This is a genomic window from Hohaiivirga grylli (assembly GCF_039655745.1).
Lineage (GTDB): Bacteria > Pseudomonadota > Alphaproteobacteria > Rhizobiales > Beijerinckiaceae > Hohaiivirga > Hohaiivirga grylli.
The window spans coordinates 172831-186891 of the sequence record NZ_JBBYXI010000003.1; the positions used below are offsets into that span (position 1 = coordinate 172831).

The 14061-nt window shown below is 47.2% G+C and carries 11 protein-coding genes; 4 read left to right on the top strand and 7 right to left on the bottom strand.

Features of this window, described 5'->3' with window-relative positions; genetic code table 11:
• Positions 1 to 29: 29 nt before the first annotated feature.
• Positions 30 to 3101: an autotransporter outer membrane beta-barrel domain-containing protein gene (locus WJT86_RS08990; RefSeq protein ID WP_346337230.1), complete on the top strand. Its 3072-nt coding sequence runs from the start codon at positions 30 to 32 to the stop codon at positions 3099 to 3101.
• A 240-nt stretch (positions 3102 to 3341) separates the two neighbouring features.
• Complete coding sequence (locus tag WJT86_RS08995; protein WP_346337231.1) at positions 3342 to 3809, top strand: DUF1465 family protein; 468 nt, start codon at positions 3342 to 3344, stop codon at positions 3807 to 3809.
• Positions 3810 to 3880: 71 nt separating this feature from the next.
• Here WJT86_RS08995 and rpmE read toward each other — a convergent pair whose 3' ends face one another.
• Positions 3881 to 4120: a 50S ribosomal protein L31 gene (gene rpmE, locus WJT86_RS09000; RefSeq protein ID WP_346337232.1), complete on the bottom strand. Its 240-nt coding sequence runs from the start codon at positions 4118 to 4120 to the stop codon at positions 3881 to 3883.
• Positions 4121 to 4454: 334 nt separating this feature from the next.
• On the opposite strand from rpmE, the gene WJT86_RS09005 reads away from it, so the two are divergent.
• On the top strand, positions 4455 to 6266 hold the full coding sequence (locus tag WJT86_RS09005) for an ABC transporter transmembrane domain-containing protein (protein ID WP_346337233.1): 1812 nt from the start codon (positions 4455 to 4457) through the stop codon (positions 6264 to 6266).
• A gap of 95 nt (positions 6267 to 6361) precedes the next feature.
• Positions 6362 to 7717 carry a glycosyltransferase family protein gene (locus WJT86_RS09010; protein WP_346337234.1) on the top strand — a complete coding sequence of 452 codons (1356 nt, stop codon included), beginning with the start codon at positions 6362 to 6364 and terminating at the stop codon, positions 7715 to 7717.
• 46 nt (positions 7718 to 7763) lie between these two features.
• On the opposite strand, the gene WJT86_RS09015 is transcribed toward WJT86_RS09010, so the two are convergent.
• The 6 genes from WJT86_RS09015 to gap all read right to left on the bottom strand — a co-directional run bounded on the left by WJT86_RS09015 (position 7764) and on the right by gap (position 13933).
• Positions 7764 to 8549 carry an inositol monophosphatase family protein gene (locus tag WJT86_RS09015; protein ID WP_346337235.1) on the bottom strand — a complete coding sequence of 262 codons (786 nt, stop codon included), beginning with the start codon at positions 8547 to 8549 and terminating at the stop codon, positions 7764 to 7766.
• Between the two features lie 113 nt (positions 8550 to 8662).
• Positions 8663 to 9595 (bottom strand): SEL1-like repeat protein, encoded by a 933-nt coding sequence (locus WJT86_RS09020; RefSeq protein ID WP_346337236.1) that lies wholly within the window; start codon positions 9593 to 9595, stop codon positions 8663 to 8665.
• Positions 9596 to 9597: 2 nt separating this feature from the next.
• The gene (locus WJT86_RS09025) at positions 9598 to 10263 is read right to left on the bottom strand and encodes a thiamine phosphate synthase (protein WP_346337237.1); all 666 of its coding nucleotides are present in this window, start codon (positions 10261 to 10263) and stop codon (positions 9598 to 9600) included.
• A 182-nt stretch (positions 10264 to 10445) separates the two neighbouring features.
• Complete coding sequence (gene fba / locus WJT86_RS09030) at positions 10446 to 11513, bottom strand: class II fructose-bisphosphate aldolase (protein ID WP_346337238.1); 1068 nt, start codon at positions 11511 to 11513, stop codon at positions 10446 to 10448.
• Between the two features lie 145 nt (positions 11514 to 11658).
• On the bottom strand, positions 11659 to 12858 hold the full coding sequence (locus tag WJT86_RS09035; protein WP_346337239.1) for a phosphoglycerate kinase: 1200 nt from the start codon (positions 12856 to 12858) through the stop codon (positions 11659 to 11661).
• Between the two features lie 67 nt (positions 12859 to 12925).
• Positions 12926 to 13933, bottom strand: a complete 1008-nt coding sequence (gene gap / locus WJT86_RS09040) for a type I glyceraldehyde-3-phosphate dehydrogenase (protein ID WP_346337240.1) — start codon at positions 13931 to 13933, stop codon at positions 12926 to 12928.
• Between the last annotated feature and the right edge of the window lie 128 nt (positions 13934 to 14061).

Here is a 14061-nt window from a genome sequence, read left to right on the forward strand (position 1 = left end):
TTTCAATATGAGTATTGCTAGGGGGTTCTATGTTTTTTTCAAAATTTCGTATGAATACAGCCTTAACTGTTCTTGTTACTGCCAATTTAATAAGTATTATTCCTGCCAATACCCAAACAATAATCATTGAAAATGAAGACGTTATTGTCCCGAGCGGGAGCTATCCATCTCCATGGACAATTCCAAGTGCACTTGTTGTTGGAGATTCTGGTTCTGCAACTCTGACAATTGAAAACGGTGCAGTTGTTTCTGTCGGAAATGCACTCATTGTTGCACAAGAAGCTGCCTCGTCAGGTATTGTAACAGTTTCTGGGAATGGCTCATCCCTGCACACGAGCGACACACAGACTATAGGTGGGAAAGGGGGAGGACGACTGGATATTCTGAACGGTGGTCAGGTCACTTCAGATGCATCGGTTTATGTCGGCGGTAACCTTATCTCGAAAGCACTCAGCCCGGCGTATGCAAATGTTGACGGTGTGAACTCCCTTTGGGAGTCCGGAGGACATGTTATCGTTGGTGTGATGGGAACCGGGACACTGAATGTCACAAATGGTGGTGTGGTTAAAAGCGGACTTAGTTCCTATTTGGGATTCAATGATGGAACGAGTGGTACTGTAAATGTCACAGGCTCTGGTTCTTCTTTTAATAGCGGGGCTGAGCTTTTCGTCGGCTATAGTGATGGTTCTACTGCTAATCTGGTTGTTTCTGACGGGGGTCATGTCAGCAGTACGCGCGGTTATATAGGATATTATGAAGGTGCGAAGGGTACTGTCCGGTTAACGGATGCTGGGACCAGATGGGATGTTAATGGTAGTGATGGTTCACTCTGGAGCGGTGCTCAAGGTAACGGCACACTTATCGTCGAAAACGGAGCTCAGGTAACAGCGACATCATATGGTGTGATCGGTTATCTGACAACTGGTCAGGGACTGTATCATATAACAGGAAATAACTCATCTCTTAGGACTGATGGGGACCTCTATGTCGGATATTTCGGTATTGGTGTAGCCAGGGTTGAGGATGGTGCCGTTCTGGAAACCGGTCGCCATGTTAACATTGGCATGGGTACAACAGGGCAGGGAACTGCTGTTATTTCAGGTCTGGGTTCACAGTGGAATATTACAGGAACGATGAATATCGGTGCTGCAGGCTCTGGTACGCTTATTGCCACAGAAGGAGGTTATATCAGCGCAGGTAGGGTCACAATTGCCCGGGATAGTACCGCAACAGGCCACCTTATTATCGGTGCTGAAGAGGGACAGGCTGCGGTTGCTCCCGGTAATCTGGATACGGCTACGGTTGCCTTCGGAAATGGCAATGGAGATATCGTTTTCAACCATACTGACTTGACAGGTAATTATGTTTTTGCACCAGCTGTTTCCGGTACAGGGAAGGTTGCGTCATATGCAGGCATAACTGAATTTCACGGCCAGAGTACCTATTCCGGAGCAACGGTAATCCATGGGGGCACTCTGAAGGCAGGTGTTGTTAATGCGTTCAGTGCCAGCTCTGACTATACGGTGAATGCTGCTGGTACTCTTGATCTGAATAATTTCAGTCAGGATGTTCTCAGTCTTTCCAATGCAGGTACCGTCTCTTTTGGTAATTTACCCGGTACAATACTGCAAACAGAAAACTACACTGGTAATGGCAGTACCCTGATACTGAGTACTATCCTTGGTAATGATCAGTCTTTGTCTGATAAACTGGTTATCAATGGTGGTCGTGCTGATGGATCAAGCTTTGTTACCATCATTAATGCCGGTGGTCTGGGAGCACAGACTGTCGCTGATGGTATTATGATTATTGAAGCCATAAATGGGGCGACCACAGCTGCTAATGCCTTCAGTCTTAGTGGCCGTGTAGCGGCAGGTGCTTTTGAGTATAGTCTGTATCAGGGTGGGAATATTGCAGCTGGTGGCAACTCCAATGATCAGAACTGGTATCTGCGCAGCACGATACAGGTCGTTGATACTGATGGGAGGCCCTTAGTTACCGATTCCGGAAGCACAACTGCAACTGTTATTGAGGTACCTAATTACCGTCCTGAAGTTGCTATGGTTGCATCGTTTGCGCCCCTGGCATTGGAATACGGTTATGCGCTGCTTGATACCCTTCATGAGCGTATTGGTGAAACATACCAGCGACCTCTCAAATCTGTCACGAAGGACTATTACATTACCGACCAGCTTGGCAGACGTCAGTCTGTGAAGGTTATGCCACAGATAGAGGATAATACTGAGGCCTGGTTTGGAGGAGCGTGGGCACGCTTGATCGGTAACCGTGGTCTTCATCAGCCTGATAATTTTATGCGTCGTGGTCCGAATTTTGACTATACATTTGCTGCTCTACAGGTTGGCATTGATGTTTATGCCCGTGAGCAGTCAGACGGAACGCTCGATAAGACAGGGATCTATGTTGCCTATGGTCAGATTACATCCAATGTGAAAGGCCAGACCGGTGGTAAAGCCGGTAAAGTTGATATGGATGCCTATACGGTTGGTGGTTACTGGACCCATTTCTCGCCGCAAGGGTGGTATACGGACGCCGTGGTTCAGGGAACATGGTATTCAACGGATGCCAGATCAGTATACGGGCAGAAGATCAAACCTGACGGCTTCGGTATTCTGGCCTCTCTGGAAGGTGGTTATTCCTATAAACTGTCTAATGGCTGGGTAATTGAACCACAGGCCCAGATTGCTTATCAGAATATCTCCTTTGACAAGATGGTAGATGCCTATGGCCGTTTCAGTATCTCGGATACCGAGAGCTTACGCGGGCGTCTGGGTGTACGTCTTGCGAGAAGCTGGGCATTGGAAGATAAGGAAAACCCGCGCAAAATCATGACATGGCTGAGAGCCAATATCTGGCATGAGTTTATGGGGGATTCTACAACGACAGCTTATAACTCGAATTACATTTATTCTGCCGCTATTCCGTCATCACTTGGCGGAACATGGGGAGAAATTGGTGCGGGTATTTCCGGTCAGATCACAGAGAATATAGGCCTGTTTGGAACAGCTTCCTATAACAGGTCTCTGGATAACAAAGGCCGGGAAGCCTGGGATGGAAGGCTTGGCGCGACCATCAGATGGTAAGGGAATTCAGGTGATACAACACCAGCGCTTACAGCTGAGCGCTGGTGTTTTTTATTACTTTCTAAGAACGTTATCCACCTGGAGTCCGGATTTTAACCCTAATAAAGAGTTAAGGAAGCTTTTTGCCGAAAAGCTGAGTATTGTTTGCCATTATCGCCGCAGTGTCAGGAGTATCAGCGCGTGGGTAAGGCGGGTCATAGTTTACGGCAACAGATATCAGATTCTTTTGGGACGGAGTTCGTGAAGTCCGAAGCTTTTTCTTTTCTTTTTGAAGAGGGGATGGAGCTTGTCGAGGAGGCCGCCAATTACCTTGATGGTAAGGGTAAAATTGAAGCCTCTGCTCTTTCTCATGAACTATCTATGGCCTATGCCAATGAAAGCGTACAGCTGACGGATCGTTTGGTTGAGATCACAAAATGGCTTCTTGCCCAGCGCGCCTTAGCTTATGGGACGGGTACAGAAGAGCACTCTTATATTTTAGGGCATTATGTCTCCAAATCATTGGAAGTCATAACAACACCTGTCAGCGTTTTTGATAATCTTCCTCAGGGTTTTCGTGAGTTGTGCGGTTTAACGGCACGCCTCTATTCCCGCGTCTGTCAGCTAGATCAGCTTATTTCAGAAGCTGAGGGAATGCGCTCGGTAATCGGTAATCCGGTTGCCGAACAGCATCAGATGATTGCGCAGGCTTTTGCTCATTCCCACTAAGAGATTTCTTGGTGCAATAAAAAAGGCTCCGAAAACGGAGCCTTTTTTTATTCTGTAATAGCGGAAAGAAATTACTTCTTTGCACCGAAAGACAGATTACCAAAGCGGGAGTTGAAGCGAGAAACGCGACCACCGCGGTCGAGAAGCTGCTGTGTACCGCCTGTCCATGCAGGATGTGTGCTTGGATCGATGTCCAGATTCAGGACGTCGCCTTCCTTACCATAGGTAGAGCGTGTCATGTATTCTGTGCCATCTGTCATCACAACCTTGATGAAGTGGTAGTCGGGATGATCGGTTTCTTTACGAGCCATCGTTGTATTCCTTCTGAAGACCTTAGTATCTGCTTTTCTGGTTCAGAAATGCATCTTACCGGCCGTTTGGCCCATAGCCGATCTGGCCGAGCCGTAATTCCTGATATCCGGTCAGGCATGGGTATAAATACCACATTCTTGTTCATCCTGACTTTGGAGATTGAGGGGCTATAGCGCACTTAAAGCTCATGAACAAGGGCTAACGACCATACTATGGGCTTTTTTTATAAGTTCTCTATGTTTCTCGCTTTCGTAAGTTGTTTAAAGTCACTTTGTGTTTGGGGGGGGAGATGGCATAAAACAGCGATGATATTTGTGATTTAAGGATGCATTGATGGTTGAGGAGCGTGGTAAGCAGAGAACTGGAAGGGTGCCTTTCAAAGCGCTTAAGCCACTATTACCTTTTGCTTTTCGCTATAAGGGCCAGATTGCGGCGGCAATGGTCGCCCTGTTTATCGCAACAGCAGCAACACTTGTTCTGCCTGTTGCCGCCCGTCAGGTTATTGATCACGGGTTCTCCCAGACGGATGGTGCAACAATTAATCTCTGGTTCTGCTTCCTGATGGCTGTTGTGACTGTTATGGCATTGGCCGGGGCGGTGCGTTACTATCTGGTGACATCACTGGGGGAACGTGTTGTTGCAGATCTGCGCAGTGCTGTTTTTGAGCATCTTGTCAGGCTTGATGCCGTCTTTTTCGATACGGTACGAAGTGGCGAAATAGTTTCCAGACTGACTGCCGATACCACACAGGTGAAGAGCGTATTCGGGGTTAGTTTATCAATTGCATTGCGCAGTGGCTTGTTATTCATTGGCACGGTCATCATGATGATCTGGACGAGCCCAAAGCTTTCGGCACTTGTCCTGATCGCCATTCCCCTCATTGTTCTGCCCCTAGTATTCTCTGGCCGCGCCGTACGTCGCCGATCACGTAATGCACAGGATCGACTGGCTGATGCTTCCGCTTTTGCCTCTGAAGCAATTTCATCTGTCAGGACAATGCAGGCCTTTGTGATGGAAAATACAACATCACAGAAATTCACAGATGCTGTTCAAGAAGCATTTAATGCAGCTAAAGCATCAATCAGTGCCAGGTCGCGTCTCGTTGCTGTTGGCATGTTTCTTGTCTGTGGCAGTGTTGTCGGCGTGCTTTGGTATGGTGCCCGTGATGTTCTGAATGGGGCAATGACAACCGGAGACCTTTCCCAGTTCGTCTTTTATGCTGTTCTTGGCGCCTCTTCGCTTGGCCAGATATCAGAGGTTTATGGAGAGATTACGCAGGCTGCTGGTGCGGCAGAGCGATTATCTGAAATACTGGCAACAGAGGCAGAGATTACTGCACCTGTTAAACCTAGCGCAATGCCAGATAAGGCTGTGGGAACGCTCGCCTTTGAAAATGTAACTTTTGCCTATCCGGGGCGCACAGGGACAGACGTTCTCAAAAATATAAATTTCTCAGTGAATGCTGGAGAGCGTATTGCTCTGGTTGGCCGATCAGGTGCAGGAAAGAGCACAATCTTCCAGCTTCTCCTTCGGTTCTATGATCCGCAGCAGGGTGTGATCAAAGTTGATGATATTGCTATCAAATATGTTGAGCCAGCAGCTTTGAGAAAGCATATTGCTCTGGTTGCTCAAGACCCTGTTATTTTTGCAGCTAGTATTGCCGATAATATTGCCTATGGCATAACCGACCGTGTTCCATCACGCGAAGAGATTAAAGAAGCTGCTAAACTTGCTGCCGCTGCTGACTTCATTGAGCAGATGCCTGAAGGCTATGACACCATGATAGGTGAGCGCGGAATTGACCTCTCCGGCGGGCAGCGTCAACGTATCAGTATTGCACGCGCTCTTTTGAAGAATGCCCCAATCCTATTACTGGATGAGGCGACGTCAGCGCTTGATTCAGAAAGTGAGCAACAGATTCAGAAAGCTCTGAACCATCTGATGATAGGACGTACAACACTTGTAATTGCGCATAGGCTTGCCACAATAAGATCAGTTGATCGTATTCTTGTACTTGAGCAGGGTAGAATTGTTGAAGAGGGTGAGCATCAGGTGCTTATTAAACGTAAAGGTTTATATGCGCATTTAGCTCAAATGCAGTTTGGAGATGGAAAAGAACATCTTTCTCTATCAAATGAGGTTTGAGAATTGTATAATGCAAATGGTTATAGGGATTATCTTGTTATTTTTATTTAGATAATCATTTAACCAAGAATAATTTAATCGGAAAAGATTACGGCATGGGAAAAAAAGATAAGAGAATACTTATAACAACAAACCACATGTCAAATTTTGCCGGTTCAGAGATCGTTGCTCTAGAAATTGCAGAAGCTTTTATTCTTAAAGGTTTCAAAGCTGATATATATGCAAATTATACTGGCTCTCCTATGAAGGAAGAGGCCATTAAGAGCGGTGTGCGCCTTCTATCTGACGAGCCTTATCCAAATCCTTTTGATTATGATATTATTTGGTCTCAGCATCATGTTTTGCCGATTTTACTAGGTGGAAACATAAAGAATGGTTTGAAAAAGCCTTATTTTGTATATACGCACTTATCTCCTTATCAACCTTTTGAAGTTGTCGGGGTCTTTTCTGAAAGGCTTCTGGCAGATCGTTATTTTTTAAATAGTCTTGAAGTTAAAAATGCATTTGAAAAATTTAAGCTTGATGATGATAAAATAGTAATTTTTTATAATGCGGCGCCTGTAAAATTTTTTGATATAGAAAAACAGAAAAATGAAAAGCTAAATAATATTGCAGTTATTAGTAATCATCTTCCAGAAGAGTTACTTAAAGCTATTGATATTTGTAAAGATCGTTATGGAGTTGAATTTAAGATTTATGGTAGCCAAAATCAGGTAGTACGCATTGAACCTGAGCATCTGGAAGAAGTAGATGCGGTTATTTCAATAGGTAAGTCTGTTCAATATGCGATTGCTGCAAGCAGACCAGTTTATTGTTATGATCATTTTGGTGGACCTGGCTGGCTAACCCTTGAAAATTACAAACTTGCTGGAGACATGAATTACTCTGGCCGATGTACAAATAGGAAAATCTCGGCAGAAGAAATTGCGGCTGAAATAATATCTGGTTTTGCCACTGCTTTTAGCGATATCAACGTAATCCGGGATAATACGCTTCAGAAATATAATTTAGATACGTATGTTGATGACCTAATTAAGGCTGCTACTGAACGTGATGTAATCTTAAAGTCTTTTGGAGAGGAAGAGCTCGCTATCTTAGAGTCTGAAAGAAATATAGCAGCACTGATTGCTCAGGAAAGCAGACATATTCAGGATTTAAGACTTATTATTCAACATATTGAAGCCCTTATCCATCAAAAAGACGGGCAGCTTCAAGAGAAAGCTATTTTGATCAATGAATTTGAGCATGAGAGGGGCAAAGTCATTGAGACATTGTTAGCGTTGGATAATAAAGAGCGTTCATTAATTGGGCATGAAGTGACAATACAAAAAGAAATTGCCAATTTAATGAAGACAGTATCACAGCTTGAAAGTACTGTTGCTAAAATGCGTGCCAGCACGTCATGGAGATTAACTGCTCCGCTTCGGAAGGTGATGGCATTATTCAAGTAATAAGGGCAGCAAAAGTAATCTTACTGCCCATTAATTCACTCGATAATCAGGCCTTTAAAAGCTTTAAAAGCTCACGGTATATATACTCATTCCCACATACGACGGATTTGGCGCCGAAGATGTCTGCGCCGCCTTCTGCATTGCTGACATAGCCACCGGCTTCGCGCAGCAGAATGAGACCAGCTGCCATATCCCATGAGTGGAGATTACGCTCCCAGAAGCCGTCCGCGCGACCGCAGGCAACATAGGCCATGTCAAGGGCTGCTGAGCCGCTGCGGCGCATGCCACCACATAGCGGCATGATAGCTGCCAGTTCACGGAAGAACTGACGATGATCGCCACGGTTAATGTGGGGGAGGCCGCAGATAATCAGGGCGTCGACCAGATCTCTACGTGCTGAAACGCGCAGGCGACGGTTATTGACGAATGCGCCCTTGCCCTTTTCTGCGATAAAAAGCTCATCCTTAATCGGGTCATATATAACACCGGCAACAATCTGGCCTTCACGCTCGAGGCCGACTGAAATGGCAAAATGTGGTAAGCCATGAAGGAAGTTTGTTGTGCCATCGAGAGGATCAATATGCCAGCAATGGCTCTTGTCAGCCCCTTCAATCACACCCTGTTCTTCCATAATGAAGCCATAACCAGGACGTGACTTTTCCAGTGCTTCACGAAGAATTTGTTCAGCTTTACGGTCTGCTGCAGAAACGAAGTCACCCGGGCCTTTGCGGGAGACCTGCAGGTTTTCGACTTCACCGAAATCGCGCTTTAAAGAGCGAGCCGCTTTCATCACTGCATCAGTCATGACAGTCATAAGTGGTGAGCGGATCATCGGGAACTTCCTTCGTTTTTCTATTCAGTAGATGTATTAATCTAGGTGATGGCCTGTAACCACCTGTGCGTCAAGCCTTGGATGGTAGGGCAGTCCAAATAATTTTGATATTGCTATGACTCTGAAGCCGCACGTTCGCGCATAATCCGCTCGGCACGGGCCTGATCATCTCTTGAGAGATCGCGTAAATCTGCATCAAGCCACGCGTCTGCCAAACCTTTAGAGGCAGCCAGCATGTGCCAGCTTGCAGCTTCAACTTTATCTTGTGGCACGCCTCGTCCAACAGCATACAGACGGGCTAGCCTGTTTTGTGCAATTGCGTTGCCCTTATAGGCCGCACGCTTGAAATACTTGGCTGCAAGCTCTGCATTTGCAGGCATTCCCTCGCCCTTATAGGCGAGAATGGCATATTCTACTTCACCCGCAATGCTGCCATTGTCAGCTGCACGTAAAAACCATTTTGCGGCTTCTTCAGAGTTTTTCTCAAGCCCGCGACCTTGAAGGTAAAGGAAGCCCAAAGCGTGCTGTGCATCGGGGATGTCAGCCTCTGCCGCCTTTTGAAAAAGCATGGCGGCATGGGCAATCTCAACCGGACTGTCGGACGAAATCATAATCAGGCCAAGATTATAGGCAGCGAGGGCATTGCCTTTTCCTGCTGATTTTTCGAGCAGAATTTTTCCACGCGCCGCATCTCTTGGAACCCCGATTCCCTCGTACATCATCAGGCCAAGGATGGACATGGCATGCGGGTCATTGAGCTGGGCTGCCTTATCATACCAGTCTGCTGCAATCTTAGGGTTTGCCGGAACGCCAAGGCCCTGACTGTATATCTCTCCCAGCAGTGTCATCGCAGCTGCATCTTTAGGCTGCTTTTTGAGGCGTTCCTCTGCTTCTTTCTTCGCTGTCAGGAAGAAACCGCGTTGGTACGCACCATAAGCAAGATCAGGCTTCAAGGCATGTGATACGGCAGGTTTGGGCTGTGCGAGGGCAGGCAGGCACCCTAAAGCCAATAGTGTTGTCGCAATAACAAGCCGTTTCATTACCATATTTATTCTGCCTGTGATGCTGCAACTTGTTCAAGTGTCTTACAGGCTGACTTTATTGCCTTGGAAAGATCATCTTTGGACTTTGCCCAGATGCTATCTGGTAATGCTATGAATTCCGCACCGGTCATCGCCATTTGTTCAATGCTGTCGTCCGTGCTAGCGAAAACAACACAAGGTGTTTCAAAAATTTCGGCCCACCAGGTTGCGCGTTCTGTGATGGCTTCAGAAGGAGGAGTGAAGCCGTCAGGTCTGGGTTCGCCAAACATGATATAATCAGCACCCATTTCCCCGGCGAACATGGCATCATCACGGCTACGCAGATTGCCGACACCAAGACTTCTCTCGCCTTTCAGGCGGTCAACCAGATTTCTGAATTCTTCCTGATCATAGTTGACATGAATACCATCGGCGCCACCACGGGCCGCAATGGTGACAATGTCACTGGTATCACTTTCTTCGAGGGCAACCATAACAGCAGCATCATGCCTCTGGATGATAGGAGCCAGAATCTTCAGTCTGTTGATCTGCGTTCTCTCGTCAGCAACAGCAAGACGTACCATGACAGCAGCAATGTCTCCTGCAGAGCATGCGGCATCCAGTATCTCACTGAATTGTGAGGGGGCTTCAATGAGAGGCGTAATCAGATAAAGACGGGAGATACTATTCATCGGGGCTTTCTATCGAACCATCATGGTGTGAATACCATACCATAAAGTAGAATCTGGGTATCCTGTGATCAACCAAAATACCATTAAATATTGTTCATGGTGTAAAACAGGTCTCTTAAAAAACTAACAAGCCGGTACATTTTAAATGCACCGGCTTGGGAAAACCTAAAAATGGTTAGTCATCAGCCGTTGATTTTTGGATCAAGTGAGCCGTTTGCGTAACGCTTCGCCATTTCTGAAAGCGGGACAGGCTTAATCTTGTCAGCCCATCCTGCTGTTCCAAAAGCTTCAAAACGATCTTTACAGAGCTTTGTCATGGCATCCATAGCGGGTTTGAGATATTTGCGCGGATCAAACTCGCCACGATTCTCAGACAGAACGCGTCTGATCTGACCTGTCATGGCCATGCGGTTATCTGTATCAATATTGACCTTGCGGACGCCGTTTTTAATACCGCGCTGAATTTCTTCAACCGGAACACCCCAGGTCTGGGGCATCTCACCACCGTATTGGTTGATGATTTCCTGCAGATCCTGTGGAACTGATGAAGAACCATGCATGACAAGGTGCGTGTTTGGCAGAAGCTGGTGGATTTTTTCAATCACGCCCATTGCCAGAATATCGCCATCAGGCTTGCGGGTGAATTTATAGGCACCGTGTGACGTACCCATGGCAATTGCAAGCGCGTCAACTTTAGTCTTTTTAACAAAATCGACGGCCTGCTGTGGGTCTGTCAGGAGCTGATCGTGAGACAGGACGCCTTCTGCGCCATGGCCATCTTCCTGATCCCCCATGCCGGTTTCAAGTGAACCAAGAACGCCAAGCTCACCCTCAACAGATACGCCACCGAAGTGGGCCATCTCTGTCACACTCTTTGTGACATCAACGTTATATTCATATGAGGCAGGTGTTTTTCCGTCGGCTTCAAGTGAGCCATCCATCATGACAGATGTAAAGCCGGATTGAATAGCAGTCAGGCAGGTTGTCGGGCCATTGCCGTGATCAAGGTGCATACAAATTGGAATATGCGGATAGATCTCGACCAGGGCATCAATCATCTTTGCCAGCATGATATCATTGGCATACTGACGGGCGCCACGGCTGGCCTGAATGATGAGTGGTGCGTTACAGGCATCTGCCGCTGCTGCGATGGCAAGCCCCTGTTCCATGTTATTGATGTTGAATGCAGGTACACCGTACGAGTGTTCTGCAGCATGGTCCAGAAGTTGTCTCAGGGTAATACGGGCCATAGCAATTCCTCACAAATGCAAGTCATTCGTCATACCGTTGCTTCAGAGACTGGATTGGTCATGCTGAATGCCGGCTAAGTTTCTAATAGACAAAAAAAACCGCCAGCGATAGCGCTGGCGGTTAAAACTTGGGTAGTGGTCTGGTTTATTTTGCACGGAGTGCTTCGACACCCGGCAATGCCTTACCTTCAAGCCATTCAAGGAAGGCGCCACCTGCTGTTGAAACATACGAGAACTCGCCTGCAACCCCAGCATGGTTAAGGGCTGCGACAGTATCGCCACCTCCTGCAACAGAAATAAGTTTGCCAGCCTTGGTTCTTGCAGCTGCATGTTTAGCGGCAGTTACTGTTCCCTTATCGAATGGTGCAAGCTCAAAGGCACCAAGCGGGCCATTCCAGACCAGGGTGGCAGCATCGTTGATAGCTGAATTGATCCGGTCAACAGACTGGGAGCCAACGTCCAGAATCATACCATCCGCAGGGACAGCATCAATACTGTAGGTACGATGCGGTGCGTTAGCTGCAAACTCTTGAGAGACAACAACGTCAATTGGCAGGATAATGGCGCAACCACTTTCGCGGGCCTTGGCAAGAATACGCAATGCTGTTTCACGCAGATCCTTTTCAGCCAGAGAGCGGCCGATAGCAAAATCTGCTGCAAACAGGAATGTATTGGCCATACCGCCACCGATGACGAGAGCATCAACTTTGGTCACCAGATTCTCAAGCAGATCAATCTTACTTGAAACCTTAGCTCCACCAACCACAGCAACCAGAGGGCGCTGGGGAGCCTCAAGACCACGTGTCAGGGCCTGAAGCTCTGCCTGCATGGTACGGCCGGCATAGGATGGGAGAATGTGGGCTAACCCTTCGGTTGAAGAATGGGCGCGGTGAGCTGCCGAGAAGGCATCATTCACATAGATGTCGCCATTTGCTGCAAGAGCTTTTGAGAACTCCGGATCGTTCTTCTCTTCTTCAGCATGATAGCGTGTATTTTCGAGCAGAAGGATGTCGCCGTTTTTCATGGCAGCAACTGCTTTAGCAGCAAATTCACCGATGCAGTCATCGGCAAATGCGACAGGGCGCTTGAGCAGTTTTGCTGTTTCTTCTGCAACCGGTTTCAGAGAATCTTTAGGGTCGCGCTTTCCTTTTGGGCGGCCAAAGTGCGCAAGCATGATAACCTTGCCACCATGATCAGCAATTTCTTGGATCGTTGGCAGAACACGTTCAATACGTGTGGCATCTGTAACGACGCCATTGTCATCCATAGGAACATTCAGGTCAACGCGAAGGAGAACCCGTTTGCCCTTTACATTGACATCATCAAGAGTGCGGAACGCTGACATGCAAATAACTTTCCAATTCTAATAAGAGCAGAAAACGGCGGGTAAAACCCGCCGTTTATGATTTTGATTAGATAAGCTTTGCCATTGCGATGGCCGTATCAGCCATACGGTTGGAGAAGCCCCACTCGTTATCGTACCATGTCAGAATACGCACGAATGTTCCGTCCATGACCTTTGTCTGGTCAAGGTGGAATGTGGAGGAGTGCGGATCATGGTTGAAGTCGATAGAAACGTTTGGAAGCTTTGTATAACCAAGAACGCCCTTCAGCTTGCCATCGGCAGCAGAAATAATGGCGTTGTTGATTTCTTCAACGGATGTTGCACGCTTGGCAATGAACTTGAAGTCAACGACAGAAACGTTCGGGGTTGGTACGCGAATGGCAACACCATCAAGTTTACCAGCCAGCTCTGGCAGAACCAGACCAACAGCCTTGGCCGCACCGGTTGATGTCGGGATCATGGACAGAGCAGCTGCACGAGCGCGATACAGATCCTTGTGCATCATATCGAGTGAAGGCTGGTCATTGGTATAAGAGTGAACTGTTGTCATGAAGCCCTTCTCAATGCCGATAGCGTCATTGAGAACCTTGGCAACAGGAGCCAGACAGTTTGTTGTACAGGAAGCATTGGAAACAACCGTGTGGTCTTTCGTCAGCTTGTCGTTATTAACGCCGTAAACAACTGTCAGGTCTGCACCATCAGACGGAGCTGAGACGAGAACACGCTTTGCACCAGCTTCAAGGTGAGCAACAGCCTTATCTTTAGCTGTGAAAATGCCGGTGCATTCCATAGCGATATCGACACCGAGTTCCTTGTGAGGAAGCTCAGCAGGATTACGGATAGCTGTGACCTTAATCTTCTGGCCATTGATGACCATGTGTTCGCCATCAACCTTTACCTCGGCAGGGAAGCGTCCGTGAACGGAGTCAAAGCGCAGCAGATGTGCGTTTGTTTCGATCGGTCCCAGATCATTAATGGCGACAACTTCGATGTCCTTGCGGCCGCTCTCGACAATTGCTCGCAGTACGAGACGTCCGATACGACCGAAACCGTTAATTGCTACTTTTACAGCCATGTTCTAGCTCCTTGTACGATCTGGAGACGATCTATGTCTCCGGTTTTCTGACTTTAACAGTCTCTCTATATTTTATCTTGCAGAAAATAAGGTATCGGCTTTTTTCTGCAAGATCATTAAAACACAAA